Raw genomic sequence first — 22,976 nt, 5'->3', positions numbered from 1 at the left:
TCGCGCACGCTCACGGGAGCGCGGGGCGCTGTTCCGCCGCAGCCCGTGGCCCCGTGCGCCCCCGTAACCCCTGACCGTGCCGGGTAGTTCCGTCGATATGCGCACAAGCCCCCCACACGATCCACACGATCCACGCTCCGCGCACACCGCTGAGTCCTCCCTCCCGCAGGTGGCGGCCGCCTCGCTCGCCGGTACCGCCGTCGAGTTCTACGACTTCTTCATCTACGGCATCGCCGCGGCCCTGGTGCTCGGGCCGCAGTTCTTCCCGACGATCTCGCCGCTGGCCGGGAGCCTGGCCTCCTTCGCCACGTTCGGCGTCGGCTTCGTGGCGCGGCCGCTCGGCTCCGTACTCTTCGGGCACCTGGGCGACCGGCGCGGGCGGCGGCCCGTTCTGGTGATCTCCCTGCTGCTGACCGGGCTGGCCACGGTCGCCGTCGGCCTGCTGCCCACGTACGACTCGATCGGCATCGCCGCCCCCGTACTGCTGGTCGTGCTGCGCTTCGCCCAGGGGCTCGGCGTGGGCGGCGAGTGGGGCGGGGCCGTGCTGCTGGCCGCCGAACACGCGCCGGCCGACCGGCGCGGACTGTGGTCGAGCTTTCCGCAGGTCGGGCCGCCGCTGGGCTCCGTACTGGCCAACAGCGTCATGCTGGCACTGTCGGCTGGGCTGAGCGACGCGCAGTTCGCGGCGTGGGGGTGGCGGCTGCCGTTCCTGTTCGCCGGCGTGCTGACCGCGGCCGGGCTCGCGCTGCGCACCTCGCTCCCGGAGAGCCCCGACTTCCTCGAACAGCGCGAGTACGCGCGCATGCCGCTGCTCGAAGTCGTACGCGAGCACTGGCGGCTGGTCCTGCTCACCGCCGGGGCGCTCATGACCGCGAGCGCCGTCACCTACACCCTCTCGACCTGGGCGCTGTCCTACACCGTCGACCGACTGGGCGTGGACCGCACCCTCATGCTCGGCTGCACGCTGACCATCTCGGTCATCGCGGGCGCGCTCACCCCCGTGATCGCCGTCCTGGGCGACCGCTACGGGCGGCGGCCCCTGTGCCTGCTCGGGTGCGCGTGCTGCGCACTGTGGATGTTCCCCACGATCGCGCTCCTGTCGACCGGCGAACCGCTGTCGATCTTCTTCGGCGCGCTGGTCGCGCAGCTCGGGTGCACCACGATGTTCGCGGTCGTCGCGGCGTACCTGCCCGAGCTCTACACCTCCCGCGTCCGTTGCACGGGCGTGTCCGTCGGCCACAACCTCGGCACGCTCCTCGGCGGCGCCCTCACCCCGATGGTGGCCACGGCCCTGACCAGCGGCCCCGGCACACCGTGGGCCGTGGCCGCCTACCTGACCGCCCTCGCCCTCCTGAGCCTGGGGTGCTTCGCCGTCCTTCCTGATACGAGGGCGGCGCGGGTACGGGCGGCTGCGGTCGTGGGATAGGGCGGCCGATTCGTCCCGGGCCGGCGGAATGGGCTGTCCGTTACGAGCGGAATCGGCTGTCCGTGACGACAGAGCGCCGCGACCACGCACGCCGGGAGCGGGCTGAGGCGTGTGCCGCCTCAGCCGGACTGCCCTGTCGGGCGGATCGTGATGTGGTTGACGTCCACGCCGGCCGGCTGGGCGAGGGCGAAGACGATCGTGTCCGCGATCTGCCCGGCCGTCATCGCCGGCGCCGCCTCGGGAGTGCCGCCGCGCTCGTCCCAGAAGGGGGTGTCGACCACCCCGGGGGCGACGACGGTCACGCCGACCCCGTCCTTGCCGACCAGCAGCCGGGTGTTCTCGGCCAGCGCGTGCGCGGCCCACTTGGTCACCGAGTACAGGTTGCCGGGTGTGTTGCGCACCCCGGCGACCGAGCCGATGATCACGATCCGGCCCCTGGACGACCTGAGGCGCGGCAGGACCTCCCGTACCAGCAGAGCCGGGCCCAGAACGTTGGTGAGGACCATCGCGCGCATGTCCTCGGGGTCGTGGCTCTCCAGGTTGCCCGGGAGCGAGAAGCCCGCGTTGGCGATCACGTTGTCCAGCCTGCCCCATGCGTCCGCCACCTGACGCACGGCGGAGGCGACGTCCTGCGCGTCGCCGGCGTCGCCAGTGATCGTCAACAGGCGCCCGCCCGCGTCGGCCGAGCCGGCGAAGGCGGCCAGCTTGTCCGCGTCCCGTCCGGTGACCGCCACGCGGTGGCCCTCGGCGAGCAGGGCACGTGCGGTGGCGGCGCCGATTCCGGTCGAACCACCGGTGATCAGTGTGACGGGCTCCATGAGGCGGACTTCTTTCGCGATGCGGTCATCGGGGTCCGGATACGGTCATCGGTGTCCGAACGCGTGCACTATACCCACACAACTCCCCTGGCCCCGGGGTGCTTTGCGATCCCGAGGAGTCCCGGCACTCCTCGCTGCCACACCTGTCATTGCCACGCCTGTCGTTCGCGACTGCGCGGGTCCTCGGTCCGGGTCCACTCCGTGTCGATCCGCATCGTGAGCCTGTGCTCGGGCTCGTACGCGGGCCAGCCGGGGTGTCCTGTGGCGGCGAAGCGGAGCCAGGTCGCGTGCATGCGTGCGGCCAGCTCGGCGGGGTGGTCGTCGGGGCCGAGCAGGGCGGTGGGGCCGTGCAGTGCGGGGAGGTGGGCGAGGTCGAAGACGTACGGCAGCTCCACCGTGTGCGCGGCGCCGAGTTGTCCGTCCAGGGCCTGGGAGCGCCAGGCGAATTCGTACGCATAGGTGCCGGATCCGGCGTCGTCGGCACGGTCGGCGAAGCCGGCGGCGTGCGCGTCGGCCAGGGCGCGGCTGCCCGCGCCGAACAGTGCGTCGCCCATGATCGCGGAGCGCAGCTCGCCGGGTGAGGCGTCGGGGCGTGTCGCGCGGTAGGTCGCGACGAGCCCCGCCGGGTCGGGGTGGGAGCGCGCCGCGGCCTCGTACACGTCCTCCGCGGTCGAGGTCCCGTACGCGTCCACGGGCACCAGGTAGAGGTTGCCCTCCTCGGCGTTGGTGCCGATGAGCAGGTCGACGTCCGCGCCGAGGCCGGCGGCGACGGCCTCGGCCGGCTGGGTGTCGAGGACCAGGCTGAAGGGGCTGAGGCCGATCAGCGGGTCGCGGTGGGTCGCGGTCCGCAGGTCGAGGCCCGACAGCCGGGATGCGGTCTCGACCAAGCGCTCGTCGGAGATCTCCGCGAAGGCGTCCGCGCGGGGCGCGATGCCGAGCGCTCCGGCCGCCGCCCGGGTGACGCGGGCGGCCTGTTCGGTGCTGAACGCCCCGAGCCCGCTGCCGCTTTGGACGATCGCCCGGCGGAAGAGGCCCGCGGCTTCGGCGGTGGCGAGGAGGGCGCCGACGATCGTCGCCCCGGCCGACTGGCCGAAGAGCGTGACGTTGTACGGGTCACCGCCGAAGGCGCCGATGTTCTCCCGCACCCACCGCAGCGCGGCCACGACGTCGAGCAGGCCGCGGTTGGCGGGCGCGCCGGGGATGTCGAGGAATCCGGCGATGCCGAGGCGGTAGTTGAGGGTGACGAGGACGGCGCCGTCGCGGGCGAAGGCGGAGCCGTCGTACAGCGCGGCCCGCGACGATCCCGCGACGAAGCCGCCGCCGTGGACGAAGACCATCACGGGCAGGTCGCCGCCGCCGTCCGTCGCGGTGTCCGGGGTCCAGACGTTGACGGTGAGGTAGTCCTCGCCGCGGCTCCAACCGGTGCCGAAGTAGGGCGACATGTCGATACGGCCCAGCTTGCGCGCGGCCTGCGGCGCGGTGGGCCCCGGAACGGCGGCGTCCCGCACGCCGCCCCACGCCGCGTGCGGTTGCGGCGGCGCGAACCGGGCCGCGCCGCGCGGCGGGGCGGCGTAGGGGATGTCGAGGAAGGCGGTGGTGCCGCCTCGGCGGGGGCCGCGTACGGATCCCTGCGTCGTGGTCACGACGGGTTCGATGGGGTGCTTCACGAGGGTGCCTTTCCGCCGGGGCGTCTCGGGTATGTGGTCTCGGGTGGGTGGTCTCATGTCGGTCGTCTCAGGGCTGCTCGGCGTACGGGGCGAAGGGGGCCCAGCCCTTGATCGCGAACCTGTCTCCCTCGCGCGCCACTTCGGCGGCGCCGTGGCCGCCCAGGTGCGCGGGGATCACGAGCGCATTTGTGTCGGCGGCCCAGCCGAGCACCTTGCGGCGGGTGGCGCGGGCGCCGGCGGGGTCCTCGCAGAAGCAGCTGTTGGCGTCGGGTTCGAGGATCTGCACCGGGCTGTGCAGCATGTCGCCGACGAACACGGCACGGTCTGTACCCGAGGCGAGGGTGAGGACGCTGGAGCCGGGGGTGTGTCCGGGGGCCGCGTCCAGGCGCAGGGCGGAGTCGATCCGGTGGCTGCCCTCCCACAGCAGCGTCTGTCCGGCGCGGTGCACCGGGGCGACGCTGTCCTCGAAGACGTTCTGGTTGCCGCGGCCGAGCAGCGGCTTGTGACCGTTCTCCGGATTCCAGAAGTCGAAGTCGTCCTTCGGCATCAGATAGGTGGCGTTGGGGAATGTGGGCACCCAATTGCGGCCGTACAGATACGTGTTCCAGCCGACGTGGTCGACGTGGAGATGCGTGTTGATCACGAGGTCCACGTCCTCGGGTTCGACTCCGGCCCGGGCGAGGTTGGCCAGGAAGCCGGTGCTCAGGTGGCTCCAGACCGGTGCGTACGGGCGCTCCTTGTGGTTGCCCACACCGGTGTCGACCAGGATGGTCCTGCCCTCGCTGCGCAGGAGCCAGGTCTGGATCGCCGAATTCACGATGCGGGTTTCGGGGTCCAGGAAATGCGGGGTCAGCCAGGAGGATTCGTCGTCCCAGACTTCCTTCGCACTCTCCGGGAAGAAGGTCTCGGGCTTCATGTCGACCGGGCCGAAGTATTCCCATACTCGGGTGACGCTGACATTGCCGAGCATGATGTGGTCCATGAAACGTCCTTCGGAATTCGGGGAGTTGGGAAGGAATTCCTGAACCGTACGGGCGGCCTCGGCGACCGGGGTATCCGTCACATGACTGCACCTGCCGCAGCCCGGCTGTCCGTGGCGCGGCCGCTTGTAGCCTGGTCGGGCAGGTCAGGCCGGTTCGCGATGGCGAGCCACGATGCGTGGAGACCCCGTGTACGAGGACGAGTACGCACACGCCCTCGGTGCGGAGCCCGGCGGCCCCGACGAACCGTTCGTCGGCCGCGACGCGGAGTTGGACCGCCTGACGCGCGCGGCCGACCCGGTGGTGATGCTCGTCGGCGACATGGGCACGGGCAAGAGCGCCCTGCTGGACCGTGCGGTACACCGGGCCGCGGCGGACGGCGGCGTACGCATTCTGCGCGCCGAGGGCAGCGAGTCGGAGGCGAAGCTCGCATTCTCCGCCCTGCACCAGTTGCTCCGGCCGGTCCTGGCGTACGCGGACGACCTGCCGCAGCGACAGCGCGCCGCACTACAGCACGCCTTCGGCGCGGGCCCGGCCACGCGCGGACACGCTCACGCGCACGATCGGCCCGCGAACGGCCCCGCGCACCCCACACCCACCCCCGACCCCATGCTCATCGGTCTCGCCGTGTTGAACCTCCTCTCCGCCCTCGGCGACCAGGAGCGCGTGCTCGTGGTGCTGGACGACGTGCAGTGGTTCGACCGTGCTTCTCTGGGCGCGCTGTCGTTCGCCGCCCGGCGGCTGGAGGGGGAACCGGTCACGATGCTGGTCGCGGCACGTGACGGTGAACCGCCCCCGGGGTTCGGCCGCCACATGCCCACGCTGACCCTCGAACCGCTCGACGACACCGCGGCGAACCGGCTGCTGGACCTCCAACCCGAGCGCCCCACCGGCCGCACCAGGACACGCATCCTCGACCAGGCGGCCGGCAACCCCCTCGCGCTGGTGGAACTGACGAAAGCCGCCGCCCAGGCCCACCCCCACGTCCCGACTGCGGGCCCCGACCCCCTCCCCCTCACCGACCACCTGGAACGTCTCTTCGCCGCCCGCCTCGACGGCCTCCCCTCCGACACGAAGCGGAGGCTCCTGCTCCTGGCTGCCATGGACAGCGCGGACTCCCCGTTCGCCGCCGCGGCCCGGCTGCCGTACGCCGAGGGCGACCCCTGGCATCCGGCCGAGCGGGCCGGGCTGATCCGACGTACCGGACCGCACCTTGGCTTCCGCCATCCGCTGGTCCGGGCCGCCGTGTATCACGCCGCACCCGTCCAGGCCCGGCGCGAGGCTCATCGCGTACTCGCCGACCTGCTGCGCGACGCACCCGACCGGCGCGCCTGGCATCTGGCCGCCGCCTCCGACGGACCCGACGCGGACGTATCGGCGGAACTGGAGCGGACCGCCGAACGCGCACGCACGAGCGGCGGTCACGCGGCGGCTGCCACGGCGCTCCAGCGCGCGGCGGAGCTCGCGCCGGGACGCGAGGACGGTGCCCGGCTGCTGGTCGGAGCCGCTGCGGAAGCCGTGTTCACCGGCGAACTCGGCTGGGTCGAGGAACTGACGGCCGCGGCCCGCGCGCGTACGGACGACCCGTCGCTGCTGGCCTCGGCCGCCGTACAGGCCGGACGGCTGGCGATCCTGACGTCGCGTCACACAGCGGTCTTCTCCCGACTGGCCGACGCCGCCGAGGAGCTGGCGGCCGAACAGCCCGCCGCCGCACTGGACCTCCTGGCCGGCGCCGCCGTGGTCCGCTTCTACTCAGGAGAGGAGGACCAGCGCCGCCGCATCCACGACCTTCTGCGCCGTCTCCCCGAGGACGACGCCACGTCCGCCGGCCTGCGGGCCTGGGTACGAGCCGTGTCCGACCCCTTCACCCACAGGGCCGAATTGACCGCCCTGCTCCCCCAGTTGACGGCCCAGGCGCAGGCGCGGCCCGAGCAGCTCACCGCCGTCGGGATCATGGCCTGGCTGCTGGACGAGACCCCGCAGGCCGTACGGGCCTTCGACGCGGCATTCGACCGCTGGCAGGCGCGCGGAACCCTGCCGGAGGGCCTGGGCGGCGCCGTCGCCTGGGCCTACGTGGAACGAGGCCGGTGGGACCAGGCCCGCGAGTCCTGCGCCCGCATGGCCGAGATCGGTCTGGCGGCCGGACTCGACCACGCCGCGGCGTGCGCGGCCACCGTGGACGCCGCCGTACTGGCCTACCAGGGGGCCGTGACGGCCGCCCGCGCCCGGGCCGACGAGGCGCTCGCCCTGATCGACCCGCTGGAGAGCCGTTCGGTCGCGGTCTACGCCCGCCGCGCGCTCGCCGCCGCTGCGGCAGCGGAGGGCGCGCACGAGACCGCCTACGGCCAACTCCGCAGGGTTTTCACGCCAGATGGCGTGCCCGTGCACTACCACGCCTCCGCCCCGGCCCTCGCGGACCTGGCGGCCGCCGCCGTGCGCTGCGGCCGCCGCGAGGAGGCGGCCGGGATCGTCGAGCGATGCGCGGGACTCCTCGGGGGCAGCGCCTCGCCCCGCCTGCGCGCGCTGATCAGCCGGGCACGCGGACTGCTGGTCGCTCCCGGAGGCGCCGGACACGAAAGCACCGGGCGCCGGGGCGCCGAGCACGAAGGCACCGAACACGCCGATAACGCGGAGTCCCACTTCCGCTCCGCCCTGGCCGAACCCGCGCTGGAGCACTGGCCCTTCGAGCGCGCCCAGGTCCTGCTCGACCTCGCCGAATGGCTGCGGCGCCAACGGCGCGTCGCGGAGGCGCGGGCTCCGCTCACCGAGGCCCTGGAGATCTTCGGGCACCTCGGCGCCCGCCCGTGGACCGAGCGCGCCCGCGCCGAAGCGCGCGCCGCAGGGCTGGACGTGACGGACGCGGCGCCGGACGCGCTCGCCGAACTCTCCCCGCAGCAGCGGCAGATCATCGGGCTCGCCGCCCGCGGGCTGACCAACCGCGAGATCGGCGAGAGGCTGTTCCTCTCCCCGCGCACGGTCGGCTCGCACCTCTACCGCAGCTTCCCGAAGCTCGGCATCACCGCCCGCTCCCAGCTCCGCGACCTCCTCGCCGGCGCCCCCTCACCCGCCGCGTACCAGGACTGAGAACGCGTACGTACGGCCGCGAAGGCAGCCCCTCACGGCCGTACGACAGAAAAGGGGCAGGTCCGGCGGGACCCCTGGGTGTCGTCGGGGCCCCGCCGGTCTGCCCGCGCGGTGTCAGCTCGTGTGCCGGTCAGCTTCCGCCGACGTAGTCGTGCTTCCAACCGGTGGCCTTGAAGTGGTGCTTGTCGCCGGGCTTGAAGGCGAACGTGACCTTCTTGCCCTTCGAGCACGACGGCTTGGACTGGTCGGTGTCCTTGAGCCGGCCGTTCTTGTACCACCACACGACGGCCTTGTAGCAGCCGCGGCTGGTGTTGTTCCTGATCCAGCCCGCCGCGCCCTTGCCGTTGAGCCTGGTGAACTTGACCGTGGCGAGCCTGTCCTTGACCTCCACGGTCCTGTCCTTGGCGTCCACGGTCCTGTGCTGCGCCGGCGCGGCCGACGTCCCGGCGACGCCGGCGGCGTCGACCGCTGTCGCCGTACCGGCCGTGCCGAGCAGCATGATCCCCACCGAGGCCGCGCCGACGGCGGCCTGGGTCCGTGCGTACATCCGTCGCTCTCCTTGCTGCGCCGTTTTCCCCCGGGACGGCGCCTCCCCCGGCTTTCGCATGGAGCGCTCCGGTCACGACCGTAAGGGCGAACACTCCTGCACGCACAGGGTTTTCCGTCCGGCTCACCACTTCGGCACAACAGGGACCATCCGTTCCGCCGGCACCCCTGATGCCCCCTCACCTCTCGTGCCCCGCTCCGGCGGAGCGGCCCCGCCGCCGCTCAGGAGAAGAAGCGGCGGACCAGGCGTACGGCCTGGCCGGGTGAGAGGCGGGGCAGGTACGCCTTGCTGATGGCGCGGCTGATGCCGGGCAGCGCCGCGGGGTCGGGATAGGACAGATACAGCGGCCGGTACTCCGGCTGGAACTTGGCCTTGAAGTGCAGCAGGGACCGGAAGCCGTACACCGGCTCCAGGCTCTTGCCCGCGTAGTCGAGAACGCGGTTGAGCAGGACCGGGGTCGCCTCCTCGTCCCCACCGTCGCCGCCCTCGCGAGCGAGGGGCGCGCCCGAGAGGCTGAGGAACTCCGCGCCCTCCTCCTTGAACGTCAGCGCCGCCGAGGCGATGAGGAACTCCATCGAGCTGCGGAACCCGTCCCCCCTCCGGCGCATCAGGTCGATCGTCCAGCCCACGGGGCGCCCCGCGCCGCCATCCGCATACACCGGCATCCAGCTCGTGACGCCGTGCACCCCGCCCTCCTCGTCCACCGCCAGCAGGCAGCGCACGCGCGGGTCGTCCAGCTCGTCGAGGCCGCCCAGGGTGAAGCCCATCTCGGGCAGACCCTTGTCGGACACCCACTCCTCGGAAATGGCCCTGACCCGGTCGCGCAGCTCGGCGGGCGCCTCGGAGAAGCTGCACCACTGGGCCGTGATGCCCTCCTTCGCGGCCCTGTTGAGAGCGGTGCGCACGTCCTGCCACTTCTTGCCCTTGAACGCGAGCTCCGGCAGCGGCACCACGGTGTCGACGGCCACCTGCAGGGACTTCCAGCCCAGCTCCCCGGCCTGCTCGCGGGTCCCGGCGTCCACGCTGTAGAAGGCGGGGGTCCAGCCGCGCGCGTCGCAGTAGCGCGCGAACCCCGCGACGGCCTCGGCCCGCGCGTCGCGGTCGCCGAAGGGGCCGCAGGTCGTGAGCGCCACGGTCCCGCACACCCGGTAGGCGACGGCGGCGCGGCCGCAGTCGCTGAACCAGTAGTGGTTGCCGTCCCAGGTGGTCAGATACGAGAGCGTGGAGCCGCCGTACTCGGTGAGGAGCGCGCGGGCGCGCCGCGCGTCCTCGTCCGTGCCGTGCACACGGGGGCGGCGGAACGTGGCGTACAGCGTGATCAGCGTGGTGGCCCAGAACAGCAGGTCCAGCACGTGCCGCACGGCCGGCACCCCGCCGCCCGGCGGATCGGCCACGCCCAGGTCGACCGGCGGCGTGGACGAGGCGGGCAGGGCGCCGTGGAACACGCTCAGCACCAGCCGCCCCATCGAGACCTGCGGCGCGAGCGCGCTCTGCGCCACGGCGTCCACCACCGCGTACGCCAGGCAGGTCGCCACCAGGGCACCGGCGATGAGCGCTCCGGTCCTGCGGGCCGTGTGGAGGGGCATGCGCTGGACGAAGAGGCCGCGTGCGCGCACCAGGAGCGCCAGGACCAGCACGAGCACGGCGCCGAGCAGCAGGATCTGCCAGAGCAGCGCGGGCACCGCCGCTCCCCCGTGCGCACGCGGCTCGTGCGCGGTGGGCTCCGCGGGCACGGTGAGCGCCCGATACACCAGCAGCCCCAGCCAGCCCGTGAGGACGAGCCCGGTCAGGCGCCAGGCCACCCGCAGCCCGCGGCGCAGTCCCGCCGCGAGCACGAGCAGCAGCAGCGGGAAGATCAGGGCCGTCAGCGGCGCGGGCTCATGAGGCAGGTCGGCCCTGCTCAGGATGAAGTGGCAGGAATACCGGGAGTTGGCGCAGTACGCGTCGATGAGCTGGTCGTCAGGGGCGCCCCCGGCGAAGAGGCCCGCCAGGGTGTGGAACGGGCCGACCGCGTCCCTGTAGAGCGCGCCCACCGCGGGGCCGACGGCGAAGGAGCCCACCAACAGGGCCGTCAGAACGCGCCGTTCGGCCTGAGTGGCGGGCCGGGTGCGCGGCAGGGCCGCCCCCTTCCGGTGCACCACGGCCGGTACGGCGAGCAGGCCGACGGCGATCCCGCCGAGCCGCAGCACGTCCTGTACGTGGCCGACGTACAGGAAGAGGACGAGCGGCACGATGGTCACCAGGAGCCGTGCCCTGCGCTGCCACACCGCGGGGAACGCGTGCGAGGCGGCGAGGCCGACGGCCAGGGCTCCGGTGGTGGGCGCGGCGGTGTTCCACTGCGCCAGCTCCTGGAGCCAGTTGACCCCCGCGTCGGCGCCGAGCGCGATGAGCCCGGTGCCCAGCAGGGCGCCGAGGATCTGTCCTGCGACGAGCACCACGGCGGTGCGCGCCGTGCCCAGGCGGCGCTCGGCCGGCGCGAGGAGTAACAGCAGGACGAGAGCACTGCAGACGTAGTCGGCGAGGCCCGGCGCCCACAGCAGGGAGCTGAGCGGACTCCACCAGTGCCCCTGCGAGAGCGAGGGGACGCCGACGCCTATCCGGTGCAGCAGCGGCAGGGAGGGCCCGGTGAGGAGCGATCCCGTGGCGGCGCCCAGCACCCACTGCGCGAGGAGCAGGCTCAGCGTCAGCGGGGAGCGCCCGGCCGCCGCCGCTGCGGAGGCCAGGCGGTGGTGGAGCGTCCCGCGCGAGATCATGCGCCGCCGTGCGTACGCCTTCGCGGAATCGGTCTGCGATGTGTCGGAACCGGCGAGTTGTGCCATCACTTGGGCCTTCCCGGGATCAGTCCGGTGTTCTGCGCGATCCAGGGCAGTTGGACCTCCAGGGCACGGCGCCACACGTGCCAGTCGTGGCCGCCGGGCAGGGTCTCGGAGCGGACGCGCATGCCCGCCTCCCTGGCGGCCTTGCAGACCGTGCGCTGCTGCGGGCCGTAGTGGATGTCGCCGCTGCCCACGATGAAGAGCCCTCGGGTGCGGGGGAAGTTCTTGCGGGCCATCACATGCAGCGGGTTCACCTGGGCGAAGGCCGCCTCGTCGCCGCCGAACGCGGCGTTCACGGTGCGCCGGTGGCCGCCGAGCGTCGGCTCCCTCTGCCCGGAGATGTCGACGAACCGCCCGAAGGTCCCCGGGGCGTTGACGGCGAGCTGGAGCGCGCAGGTCCCGCCGAACGAATAGCCGCCGACGGCCCAGTGCGAGGGTCCGGTGGCGGTCTGGAGGTGGGTGCGGATCCAGTGCGGCACGTCCTGGGTGAGGTACGTCTGGACGTTGCCGCGCCGGGAGTTCATGCAGAGGTTGTTCACGAACGGGGAGCCGTTCGCGTCCGCTATCACGACGATCGGGGCCAGGCCGTGGTGCCGGGCGGCGAAGTCGTCCAGCGCGTTCACGATGCGCCCCGACTGCACATACGTCTTCGGCTCGCCCGGCTGGCCCGGGATCATCATGACCACCGGCAGCAGGGGGCGGGGCGAGGACTTGTAGGCGGGTGGCAGATAGACCAGGCCCGGGCTGGAGGCGTACCCGGAGCGGGTGTCGGGGAAGGAGACCTTCGTCAGGACGCCGTGCGTGGGCATGCCGGGCGAGGGGTGGAAGACCTGCGAGAGCGTCTTGCCGTGCGGCGGCCTCAGCACCGTCTCCTTGTGTCCCGCCGCCGCCTTGAGGCCCTTCGTGGGGAGCGCCCAGGGGCCTGGCATGGTCCGCAGCGTCGGGTACTGGTCGAAATACACGTTGACCTGGGAGGCGCCCAGGAGCACGACCAGCGCGGCGCCGAGCACGGCCGCCGCGCGCCCCCGCCACCGCAGCGACGGAATGCGGAAGACCGCCAGGAACAGGCCCAGTATCGCCAGGCCGATGGCCGCGTCGACCGGCCGCGGGAGCGGCTCGGGCAGCGGCCGCCACCAGTCGTCGACGGCGACGACGAGCAGCCAGGTGGCCACGATCGCGAGGACGGCCGCGGCCGGTCCCCACTGCCGCAGCCAGGTGCGGCGGCGGGACGCGCAGAGCGCCACCAGGGCGCCCGCTCCCAGCACGGTCACGATCACCGGGAAGGGCCCTGAGGTCAGGGGCCAGTCCAAGGGGCCATTCGCCAGGTAATGAAGACCTTCGGGGCCTAACCCGTCATTCATTGATGGCACGCATGGTCCTCCACAACCCCTCGTTGCTGACATGCAGGTCACATACACAGGAAGGCAGAAAAACGCATTGATTCTGCCAGATGTGTTTCACGGTTCGGTGACGGTGAGGTCTCGGGCCGGGGGCAGGAACGCATGCCTGCGGAACGCTCCTGACGCGCACGCGGTCGCGTCGGGGCCGGCTGCCCGGCTCGCCGTCGCCGGCGGTGCCCTGCACTTGTCTCGGCAGCTCTCGTCTCACCTGGTCCGGCGCGCATGAACGGGCGCCGGACGTGGCCCGAACGCCGTCGGAACGGTGCACGAGAGAACGGGGACACGGCAGAACAACGCCCGTGACCGCGACCGGGTTCCGCAACTGCCCTTCAAAAAAGGGAGGTTGCGGCGGGGCACTCCGGCGGCCGTGACCAACACCCCTTCCGCACCGCCGCTTTCCCGCCATCCTCGGACTCTCCCCAAAAGCCCCCACACCACCCGGTTCCGGCATCCCGGAGAAGAGCCGTCATCACAGGTCACACGGCACGTCTCGGCACGCAACGGGACCGCAAACGGTCATCATTCGCTCGTTCTGCCTTCAAAGTTCGACCACAACTTCCACGCCTCCCCCTCTTCATACGGGCACCGATGGTCTACATTGACCCTGCTTCACATGTTTGGACACGAGGCGACAAAACGTGATCTATAGGTCCGGCGCACGGGCAGCCAGCTGTCGTACCGGGCGCCAGACGTGGGGGTGATCGGTTCTTCGGGCCCGCGGGGGCCTCGGCTGTGGGGTGCATCCGAGGTTTCGCCGGGGGTTCCCGCACGCCTCGAGTGCCTGGCGGGACACACGGGTCCGCCGTCTGGTGGGGCGTCACACAGCGCTGCAAAAAAGGGGAGTTGTCACGCGCGGGAGGCAGGGGCCTCCCGCGGGGAAGAACGGCGCGGCGCGGGAGGCGGGGGCCTCCCGGAGGAGCGGAAGAGGGCGGGGGGCGGCGGCGCCTCCCGGGGGGAGGGAACCGTGTGGAGCGAACACGCCGAGCCCGCAGACGACCTGCGGGGGTCCGTGCAGCAGGACGACGTGGGGGAGAGAAGGCCCGCGCAGAAGGAGTTACCGGGCACGCTCATCCCCGCGCCGAGACGTGCGGCGGACCGGGTGATGGGCCGTCCGGCCACCGACTGGGAGCAGCGGTACCGCCGTACCGTGATCATCAGCGACACCGTGGCCACCGCCGTCGTGGTGGCGGCGATCGGCGGCTTCTTCGGGGTGCGGGACGCGGCCAACTGGCATGAGAAGTGGACCTTCCTCGCGTTCGGCACCGAGCTGCTGGTGCTGGGGGCGCTCGCGGTGGGCCGCTCGTGGACGCCGGCCGTGCTCGGCCAGGGCGCCGAGGAGTTCCGCCGGCTGGGGCGCGCGCTGTTCGCGGCCGCCGTGGTGCTCGCGCTCGGCGGAATCGCCCTGACCTCGCGCAACATCAAGCTCTGGATCTTCGTCGCGATCCCGGCGATCGCGCTGGTCACCATGACCGCGCGGTATCTGCTGCGCCTGTGGCTGCACAAGCAGCGGATCGAGGGCCGGTGCCTGAGGCCGGTGCTCGCCGCGGGGAGCCCGGCGACCGTGCGCGATCTGATCGCCCGTACCCGCAGGTTCCCGCACATCGGCTGGCGTGTGGAGGCGGTGTGCACGACGGACGGCCGCGGGCTCGAGGACGACCTGCTGGACGGGGTCCCCGTCGTCGGCCGGCTGACGGACGTCGCCAAGCACGTACGTCACGACGGCTACCGGGTCGTGGCGGTCACGCCGGACGCGCACTGGACACCGGACCGGCTGCAGCGGCTGGCCTGGAACCTCGAGGGCAGCGACACCGAGATGGTCGTGGCGCCCGTGCTGATGGAGGTGGCCGGTCCCCGGCTGCACGTCGACGGGGTGCTCGGGATCCCGCTGCTGCGGGTGAGCATGCCGGCCTTCACCGGGGGCCGGCGGGTGGTCAAGGAGGTCGTCGACCGGCTGGGCGCCGCGGTCCTGCTGACGCTGTTCGCGCCGCTGATGCTGCTCGTGGGGCTGACCGTGCTGCTGGACAGCCGGGGCGGGGTGTTCTACCGGCAGCGCAGGGTCGGCAAGGACGGGCGCGAGTTCACGATCTTCAAGTTCCGCACGATGGTGGCCGGGGCCGACAGGGCGCGGGCCGAGCTGGCGGAGCTGAACGAGGGCGCGGGGCTGCTGTTCAAGGTCCGCAGGGACCCGCGCGTGACCCGGGTGGGGACGGTGCTGCGCCGGTATTCGCTCGACGAGCTCCCGCAGTTGTTCAACGTGCTCGGCGGCTCGATGTCGCTGGTGGGTCCGCGACCGCCCTTACCTGAGGAGTCGGCCGCGTACGACCCGGACATCCGGCGGCGACTGCTGGTCAAGCCCGGGCTCACGGGGCTGTGGCAGATCAGCGGGCGCAGCGACCTGCCGTGGGAGGAGGCGGTCCGCCTCGACCTGCGGTACGTGGAGGACTGGTCGCTCGCGCTGGACACGGTGATCTTGTGGAAGACGCTGCGCGCGGTGCTCCAGGGGCAGGGGGCGTACTGATGCGCGGGGAGCGCGGTCAGGGGCGCGCACGCACGGCGGATGTGCGGAAGGGCGGCACACGGACGGCCGGTGCGCGGAAGGCGGGTGCGCGGAAGGGCGGCGCACCGACGGCCCGCGCACACCGGGCCGTTGCACGGACGGCGGGCCACGAGGGCCTGCCCGGAGGGGGGATCGGATCATGAGGATCAGTGTCTTAGGGCTCGGCTACGTGGGCTGCGTGTCGGCCGCGTGCCTGGCCGGACAGGGGCACGAGGTCATCGGGGTGGACGTGAACCAGGTCAAGGTCGACCTGGTCAACGACGGCAAGGCCCCGGTGGTCGAGGAGCGCATCGGCGAGCTGACCGCCGACGTCGTACGCAGCGGTGCCCTGCGCGCCACCGTCGACGTGCGCGAGGCCATCCTGGGCAGCGACGTGTCGCTCATCTGCGTCGGCACGCCGTCGGAGCCCAACGGGAGCCTGTGCACCGCCTACTTGGAGCGCGTCACCGAGCAGATCGGCGCCGCGCTGGCCGAGCGCAAGGGGCGGGGCGGCACGCGGCACACGGTCGTCTTCCGCAGCACCATGCTGCCCGGCACCTGCCTCAACCTGCTGGTGCCGATCCTGGAGAAGGCCGTCGGCGGCACGGCGGGGGTGGACTTCGGCGTCGCGGTGAACCCGGAGTTCCTGCGCGAGGGCACGAGCGTCAAGGACTTCTTCGACCCGCCCAAGACCGTCATCGGCGAACTCGACCCGGCCAGCGGCGACATGGTGGCCGCGCTCTACGAGGGGCTGCCGGGCGAGGTGTTCCGGGTGCAGGTCCCGGTGGCCGAGGCGATCAAGTACGCGGACAACTCCTTCCACGGGCTCAAGATCGGCTTCGCGAACGAGCTGGGCGCGGTGTGCCAGGCGCTCGGGGTGGACTCGCACCAGGTCATGGACGTGTTCCTGGCCGACCGCAAGCTGAACGTCAGCCCCGCCTACCTGCGCCCCGGCTTCGCCTTCGGCGGCTCCTGCCTGCCCAAGGACCTGCGCAGCCTGGTCCACGTGGCGCAGCGCGCCGACGTCTCGGTGCCGATCCTCTCCCACGTGCTGGCCTCCAACGCCGACCACCTCCAGCGCGCGGTGGACCTGGTGGAGCGGACCGGAAAGCGCCGGGTCGGCATGTTCGGGCTGTCCTTCAAGCCCGGCACCGACGACCTGCGCGAGAGCCCGCTGGTCGAGCTGGCCGAGCGGCTCTACGGCAAGGGCTACGACCTGAAGATCTACGACGCCAACGTGAGCCTGTCCCGGCTGATGGGCGCGAACCGGGAGTACATCGAGACCCGGCTGCCGCACATCGCCCAGCTCCTCGTGGACTCGGCCGAGGAGGTGCGCGAGCACGCCGAGGTGTGCCTGGTCGGGACCAAGGACCCGGCCGTGCTGTCGGCGCTGCCCGAGGGCGGCACCCCCGAAGGGCCGGTGCTCGTCGACCTCGTCCGCCTCCCCGACGCCGAGAAGCGCCGGGCCGAACCGGGGTACATGGGCCTTGCTTGGTGACACGGCGTCAGGCGACGCGGCGCCCGGCGGCACGAACGGGCGCGACGGTAGGGGACGGCGCGCGCTGATCCTGGTGGAGAACCTCTCGGTGCCCTTCGACCGGCGCGTGTGGCAGGAGTGCACGACCCTGCGCGAAGCCGGCTGGGAGGTGCACGTCATCTGCCCCCGCGGCGAGAAGCGGGACACCGAGGCGGAGGCGGTGATCGACGGTGTCCGCATCCACCGCTACCCGCTGCGCGCGGCCACCGGGGGCCCGGCCGGCTACCTCAAGGAATACGGGACCGCGCTGTGGCACACGCTCCGGCTGGCCCGCAAGGTCGGCCCGGTCGACGTGGTCCACGCGTGCAACCCGCCGGACCTGCTGTTCCTGCCCGCGCTGTGGCTCAAGCGGCACGGGGCGCGCTTCGTGTTCGACCAGCACGACCTCGTACCCGAGCTGTATCTCTCGCGGTTCGACCGCGGCGAGGACCTGCTCTACCGGGGCGTGTGCGCGCTGGAGCGGCGTACGTACAAGGCGGCGGACGTCGTGCTGGCCACGAACGAGAGCTACAAGGACGTCGCGGTGCGCCGCGGCGGGAAGCGGCGCGAGGACGTGTTCGTGGTGCGCAGCGCGCCCGACATCGACCGGTTCCAGCCGGTGCCGCCCGAGCCGGAGTTGAAGCGCGGCAAGCCCCATCTGCTGTGCTACCTGGGCGTGATGGGGCCGCAGGACGGCGTGGACTACGCGCTGCGCGCCCTCGCGAAGCTGCGCGACGAGGTCGGCCGCACGGACTGGCACGCGGTGTTCGTCGGCGCGGGCGACGCCTTCGACGCGATGGTGGAGCTGTCGCGGGAGCTCGGGCTCTCCGAGCAGGTGCAGTTCACCGGGCGCGTCCCGGACGCTGAGCTGGTGCGCTACCTGTCCAGCGCCGACGTGTGCCTCTCCCCCGACCCGCGCAATCCGCTCAACGACGTGTCGACCATGAACAAGGTCCTGGAGTACATGGTCATGGGCCGGCCGATCGTCTCCTTCGAGCTCAAGGAGGCGCGCGTCTCCGCGGGTGAGGCCGCCGTGTACGCGCCCGCCAACGACGAGGCCGCGTTCGCGCGGAACATCGCGCTGCTGCTGGACGACCCGGAGCAGCGGGAGCGCATGGGCAAGACCGGGCGGGAGCGGATCAGCGGGCAGCTCTCCTGGCGCAACTCCCAGCGCGCGCTGCTCGACGCGTACGACGCCGCCTGCCGCGGCCGCGCTCCGGTGTCCTCGCGCTCCCGGCGCGGGACGGGCATGTCAGGGAAGAAGGCGCGTCGTTGAGTGAAGAAGCGATACGCCTGGTCACGATCGGGCGGATCTTCCGCCGGCGATGGCGGCTGCTCGTCGCCGCCGCCGTGGCGGGCGCGCTCGTCGGCTTGGGCGCCTCGCTGGTGTTCCCGCCGCGCTACACCGCCTCGGCCTCCGTACTGCTGGCCGGGCAGTGGGAGGAGCGCGAGCTGCTGACGCAGGCGGAGATCGCGGCCAGTTCGGCGGTGGTCGACCGCGCGGCCACCACGCTCGGCCGCAAGGGCGCCGACCTGGACGGACGGGTGAGCGCCGAGGCCGCTGACGGGAACATCATCAAGATCTCCGGCACGGGCGACAGCCCGCGGCAGGCGCAGCGGCTGGCCGACCAAGTGGCCCAGCAGTACGTCGCGTTCGCCAAGCGCATCGCGGGGGACGGCTCGGCACCGGAGGCGGCGGCCGAGCCCGAGGCGCTGCGCAAGAAGGTCGAGCAGACCGACCGCCGCATCACCGAGCTGGCCGACTCCGCCGATCCCGGCAAGACCGTGGAGGGCGTGCAGGCGCGCACCGAGCTGGAGAAGCTGCGCACCTCGCTGCAGGACGCCATGAAGAAGCTGGACGAGGCCGACCCGGTGGCCGACAAGTCGAACATGGTCGTCATGGGCCCCGCCGCCCTGCCGACCGGTGAAGCACCGCCGACGCGGGCGCAGTTCATCGTCGTGGGGGCGTTCCTCTTCTTCCTGTGCGCGGTCGTCGGGCACCTCACCGCCGCGCGGATGAGCCGCCGCCTGCGCAGCGAGCCGGAGATCGCCGCGGCCCTCGGCTCCTCGCTGCTGGGCACGGTCGATGTGCCCGGCGAGGTGCCCGCGCGCCGGGCGCAGGAGCGGGGCCCGCGCGCCTCGGCCCGGCGCCTGCTGGGGGCCGACGCGCCGTGGGACGTGCCCGCGCCCCGTACCTCGGGCGACGAGGCCAGCAGGCGCGTGCGCTACCAGCGGGTGTGCGCGCGCCTGCGCGAGACGCTGCCCGCGCCGCGGCGGCTGCTGGTCGTCGTGCCGGACGGCGACGAGATCGCCCGCCGCGCCGCGGGACGGCTGGTCGCCGAGGCGGCGAGCGATCCGCTCCTGCGGGTGGTGCCGGTCTCGGTGGAGCGGCCGATGGTCCCGGACCGCGGCGCCGAGTCCGGCGCGCTGGCCGTGCTCAGCGCGGGCGCCTGGACGGCCGGCGAGCTGGCCGGCATCGCCGAGGCGTGCGCCGAGGGCCGGCACGAGGTCGTCGGCATCGTCCTCGCCGACCCGGTACGCGGCCGTACGGAGGCGGCGCCCGGACAGTCACGGGACGACGACACGCTGGCGCTCGCGGTGCGCGGCCACACGACGGGAGGTCAGTCGTGACGACGAGCACGGCAACCGAGCCGGCGGGCGCCGCTCCCCTGCTGAACCTGCAGGCGCTGGTGGCCGCGGTGCGCAGGCGCCGCCGCCTGTGGTGCGCCCTGGCGGCCGCGGGGCTGCTGGCCGGCGCGGCGTTCGCTGTCCTGCGTCCGCCGCCGCCGAGCGCGGTGACCAAGGTGCTGGTCGCCCACGAGGAGGACCAGGCGAACGACACCGGCACGCTGATCCGTACGGATGTCGAGCTGCTGGGCACCACGCGGATCGCCAACGAGGCCCTGCGGGCCCTCAAGTCCCCGGAGAAACCCGAGGACTTCATGCAGGAGTACCGGGGCACCGGCGTGACGAACAACCTGCTGCAGATCGATGTGACGGGTGACAACGACAGGGACGCGGTGGCCCGGGCCGAGGCGCTGGCCACCACGTTCGTCGCGAACCACGTGCGGCGGATGCGGGAGGCCGCGAAGGCCGAGTCCAAGGCCCTGCTGGAGCAGCGCGACCGCATGCGCGAGGAGCTCGACGAGGTCAACAGGACGATCGGCGGACGCTCGCCGGAGAGCAGCAAGAAGGAGCCGGCGAGCACCGAGTCGCTGTTCGCGCGCAGGGCCGAACTCAACTCGCGCATCGCGGACTTCGACCAGCGCGCCGAGGAGGCGCGGGTCGGCACGCCGCGGATCGTCGCGGGCACGCAGATCGTGGACGCCCCGCGCGCGGTGCGGCAGTCCCTGGTCAAGGCCGTCGTCACGGACGCCGGGCTGGGCGGCGTGCTCGGGCTCGTCCTCGGGCTGGTGCTGGCCGCTGTCGGCTCGGTGGTGGCGGACCGTCCGGTGCTGCGCCGGGACATCGCGGCGCACCTGGGTGCCTCGGTCATCACCGAACTGCCCTCCAGGCCGCGCCTGTTGAGCAGGCTCCGGCAGGGCAAGCGCGCCGGGGCCGCGCGCGAGCGGCTCACCGCGACGCTGGCCCGCACCGTGCGCGGCTCGGCCGAGCCGGTGTCGCTGCTGGAGCTGGGCTGCGCGCGGGACACGGGCGTGATCGCGCTGGACGTCGCCAGGGCGCTGGCGGCCGAGGGGCCGACGGTCCTCGTCGACGGCCTGCCGGGGGCCCAACTCTCCGAGCTGCGCAGGCAGTCCGGGGACCCGGAGATCGTCGGCGGCGAGCGCGCCGGCTCGGTGCCGCACCAGACGCGCGGGCTCGGCGTCGGCTCGGTCGCGCCCGGCACCGCGTGGACCGACCTCAGGTTCCTCGGCGGACGGACCGTCCTCGTCGTACGGGCGGGGCACGGCAGCGCCGCATGGCTGCACACCGTGGCGCGGCAGCTCGCCGACCTGCGCATTCCGGTGATCGGCGTGGTGCTGCTCGACCCCGATCCGCGCGATCGGACCGACGGCACCCTGTGGAACGGGCTGCACACCGCGCTGCGCGGCCACCAAGAACCGCTCGAGCGGCAGTACGGGAGGGACGGGACGCGCACGGAGCGGCGGGCGAGGCACGCCGCGCGGGTCCCGGACAGCGATCAGGAGGCGCGGTAAGGCATGTGTGGCATCGCAGGCACGTACGGATGGCCGGAGGGCAAGGCCGTCACCGACCGGCTCACCGGTCTCCTCACCCACCGGGGCCCCGACGGCTCGGGCCGCTACAGCCACGCCGCCGGGGACGGCGAAGTGCACCTGGGGCACCGCAGGCTGTCCATCATCGACCTGTCGGAGACCGGCGCTCAGCCGATGGTCTCGGGCGGACTCGCGCTGACCTACAACGGCGAGCTCTACAACGCGCCCGAGCTGCGCGCCGAGCTGGCCGCGGCGGGCGTGCGCTTCCGCGGGACCTCCGACACCGAGGTGCTGCTGGAGGCCTGGCGCCGGTGGGGCACGGACTGCCTGCCCCGGCTGCGCGGCATGTTCGCGTTCGGGGTCTTCGACGAGCGCACCGGTGACCTGGTGCTGGCGCGCGACCAGTTGGGCATCAAGCCGCTGTTCCTGCTGCGGCGCGACGGGGGTCTGGTGTTCGCCTCCGAGCTCAAGGCGCTGGCCGCCGTCACCTCGCTGGAGCCGGACCCCGCGGCGCTGGTGGCCTCGCTGCTCTACTACTGGGTGCCGGACTCGCGCTGCGCATACCGCGAGGCGGAGAAGCTGCCGCCGGGGAGCTGGGCGCGGTTCCGCGCCGACGGGAGCGTGCAGCGCGGCCGCTACTGGAACCTCAAGGACATCGCCGCCGAGGGCCAGGAGCGTGCGCGCTCCGGGGAGCGGCCGGACCTGGCCGCCGTGATCGAGGAGTCGACGCGGCGCCACATGCTCGCCGACGTGCCGGTGGCGACCTTCCTCTCCGGCGGCCTCGACTCCAGCTATCTGACCGCGCTGGCGGCCCGGCACCAGCCAGGGATCTCCGCCTACACGATCGGGTTCCGCGCCGAGGACGCCAAGTTCGAGGCGATGCCGGACGACCTGCGCTACGCACGGCAGGTGGCCCGGCGGTACGGGGTCGACCTGCGGGAGATCGAGATCGCCCCCAACGTGCTGGACCTGCTGCCGCAGATGACCTACAGCCTGGACGAGCCGATCGGCGACCCCGCGGCGATCAACACCTTCCTGATCTGCTCGGCGGCCCGCGAGGCCGGGGTGAAGGTGATGCTCTCCGGGATGGGCGCCGACGAGCTGTTCGCCGGCTACCGCAAGCACCTGGCCAACCTGATCGCGCTGCGCTACCAGCGCGTTCCGCGCCCCGTGCGGCACGGCCTGTCGGCGGCCGTGGACAGGCTGCCGGTCGCCTCGGCGCGCCGCGGGTACCGCTCGGTGCGCTTCGCCAAGCGGTTCCTCTCCTTCGCGGATCTGCCGGAGGAGACCGCCTTCCGGCGCAGCTACACCATGTACGACAGGAACGAGCTGCTGGCGCTGATCGACCCCGATCTGGCGGGGACGGTCGACGACGTGCTGGGCGAGCACGCGGACGTCTACGAGGACAACGCGCTCGACGACTTCGTCAACCGCATGTGCCTCGGCGACGCGCGGATGTTCCTGCCGGGCCTCAACCTCGCCTACACCGACCGCTCCAGCATGGCCGCCTCGACCGAGGTGCGGGTGCCATACGTGGACGTCGAGGTGGTCAAGGCGGCGTTCGCGGTGCCGGGCGACCGCAAGATCGTGGGCCGGCAGGGCAAGGCGGTGCTCAAGGAGGCGGCCACCTCGGTGCTGCCGAAGGAGATCGTGTACCGGCCCAAGGGCCTGTTCAGCGCCCCGCTGCGGGCCTGGATGAGCCGGGACCTGGCGCCGCTGGTGCGCGAGGTGGTGCACGACGGCGTGCTGGTCAACTCCGGGTTCCTGCGCCGCGACGCGCTGGCGCGGCTGGTGACCGAGGACGCCGCGGGGCAGCGGGACTACTCCAAGCACCTGTGGCACGTGCTGACCCTCGAGTACTGGTACCGCGGCGCGACCTCCGGGTCCGGCCAGAACTCCCCATTCACGGCGTGACCGACGGGCCCGCAGAGCGACAGGCACGGGCCGACAGGCACGGGCCGACGGGCACAGAGACCAAGGCGCACAGAGACCAACGGGCACAGAGACAAGA

General features: G+C 72.8%; 14 protein-coding genes. 8 read left to right on the top strand and 6 right to left on the bottom strand.

All coding sequences use genetic code 11. The features are described 5' to 3' along the window. Positions 1–97 precede the first annotated feature (97 nt). Entirely contained in the window at positions 98–1,426 is a 1,329-nt protein-coding gene (locus ABEE00_RS05845; RefSeq protein WP_345744167.1) for an MFS transporter, read from the top strand. Positions 1,427–1,545: 119 nt separating this feature from the next. Here ABEE00_RS05845 and ABEE00_RS05840 read toward each other — a convergent pair whose 3' ends face one another. From ABEE00_RS05840 to ABEE00_RS05830, 3 genes are all read right to left on the bottom strand, one after another. Further along, positions 1,546–2,244 carry an SDR family oxidoreductase gene (locus ABEE00_RS05840; RefSeq protein WP_345744166.1) on the bottom strand — a complete coding sequence of 233 codons (699 nt, stop codon included), beginning with the start codon at positions 2,242–2,244 and terminating at the stop codon, positions 1,546–1,548. A gap of 146 nt (positions 2,245–2,390) precedes the next feature. Further along, a complete protein-coding gene (locus tag ABEE00_RS05835) occupies positions 2,391–3,911 on the bottom strand; it encodes a carboxylesterase/lipase family protein (protein ID WP_345744165.1) in 1,521 nt (506 codons plus the stop codon). Positions 3,912–3,978: 67 nt separating this feature from the next. Continuing rightward, the gene (locus ABEE00_RS05830; protein ID WP_345744164.1) at positions 3,979–4,893 is read right to left on the bottom strand and encodes an MBL fold metallo-hydrolase; all 915 of its coding nucleotides are present in this window, start codon (positions 4,891–4,893) and stop codon (positions 3,979–3,981) included. A 172-nt stretch (positions 4,894–5,065) separates the two neighbouring features. Between ABEE00_RS05830 and ABEE00_RS05825 the strand changes: the two genes are divergently transcribed. Continuing rightward, positions 5,066–7,975: a helix-turn-helix transcriptional regulator gene (locus ABEE00_RS05825; RefSeq protein ID WP_345744163.1), complete on the top strand. Its 2,910-nt coding sequence runs from the start codon at positions 5,066–5,068 to the stop codon at positions 7,973–7,975. A 130-nt stretch (positions 7,976–8,105) separates the two neighbouring features. Here the strand turns inward: ABEE00_RS05825 and ABEE00_RS05820 are convergent, their stop codons facing one another. The 3 genes from ABEE00_RS05820 to ABEE00_RS05810 form a co-directional block, all read right to left on the bottom strand. Next, entirely contained in the window at positions 8,106–8,522 is a 417-nt protein-coding gene (locus ABEE00_RS05820) for a hypothetical protein (protein WP_345744162.1), read from the bottom strand. 221 nt (positions 8,523–8,743) lie between these two features. Continuing rightward, on the bottom strand, positions 8,744–11,341 hold the full coding sequence (locus ABEE00_RS05815) for a bifunctional lysylphosphatidylglycerol flippase/synthetase MprF (RefSeq protein WP_345744161.1): 2,598 nt from the start codon (positions 11,339–11,341) through the stop codon (positions 8,744–8,746). Then, on the bottom strand, positions 11,341–12,648 hold the full coding sequence (locus ABEE00_RS05810; protein ID WP_345744160.1) for an alpha/beta hydrolase: 1,308 nt from the start codon (positions 12,646–12,648) through the stop codon (positions 11,341–11,343). The genes ABEE00_RS05815 and ABEE00_RS05810 overlap by 1 nt, the downstream gene beginning before the upstream one ends. A gap of 1,192 nt (positions 12,649–13,840) precedes the next feature. Between ABEE00_RS05810 and ABEE00_RS05805 the strand changes: the two genes are divergently transcribed. From ABEE00_RS05805 to asnB, 6 genes are all read left to right on the top strand, one after another. Further along, entirely contained in the window at positions 13,841–15,256 is a 1,416-nt protein-coding gene (locus ABEE00_RS05805) for a sugar transferase (RefSeq protein ID WP_345744522.1), read from the top strand. 178 nt (positions 15,257–15,434) lie between these two features. Beyond that, on the top strand, positions 15,435–16,772 hold the full coding sequence (locus ABEE00_RS05800) for a nucleotide sugar dehydrogenase (RefSeq protein ID WP_345744159.1): 1,338 nt from the start codon (positions 15,435–15,437) through the stop codon (positions 16,770–16,772). Next, on the top strand, positions 16,762–18,066 hold the full coding sequence (locus tag ABEE00_RS05795) for a glycosyltransferase family 4 protein (RefSeq protein WP_345744158.1): 1,305 nt from the start codon (positions 16,762–16,764) through the stop codon (positions 18,064–18,066). The genes ABEE00_RS05800 and ABEE00_RS05795 overlap by 11 nt, the downstream gene beginning before the upstream one ends. Beyond that, entirely contained in the window at positions 18,063–19,421 is a 1,359-nt protein-coding gene (locus ABEE00_RS05790; protein WP_345744157.1) for a Wzz/FepE/Etk N-terminal domain-containing protein, read from the top strand. The genes ABEE00_RS05795 and ABEE00_RS05790 overlap by 4 nt, the downstream gene beginning before the upstream one ends. Further along, positions 19,418–20,947 (top strand): Wzz/FepE/Etk N-terminal domain-containing protein, encoded by a 1,530-nt coding sequence (locus ABEE00_RS05785; protein WP_345744156.1) that lies wholly within the window; start codon positions 19,418–19,420, stop codon positions 20,945–20,947. The genes ABEE00_RS05790 and ABEE00_RS05785 overlap by 4 nt, the downstream gene beginning before the upstream one ends. A gap of 3 nt (positions 20,948–20,950) precedes the next feature. Continuing rightward, positions 20,951–22,879 carry an asparagine synthase (glutamine-hydrolyzing) gene (gene asnB, locus ABEE00_RS05780; RefSeq protein ID WP_345744155.1) on the top strand — a complete coding sequence of 643 codons (1,929 nt, stop codon included), beginning with the start codon at positions 20,951–20,953 and terminating at the stop codon, positions 22,877–22,879. Positions 22,880–22,976 lie beyond the last annotated feature (97 nt).

The organism is Streptomyces odontomachicola (assembly GCF_039605595.1).
GTDB lineage: Bacteria > Actinomycetota > Actinomycetes > Streptomycetales > Streptomycetaceae > Streptomyces.
This window is presented reverse-complemented; position numbering and strand designations above follow the sequence as displayed.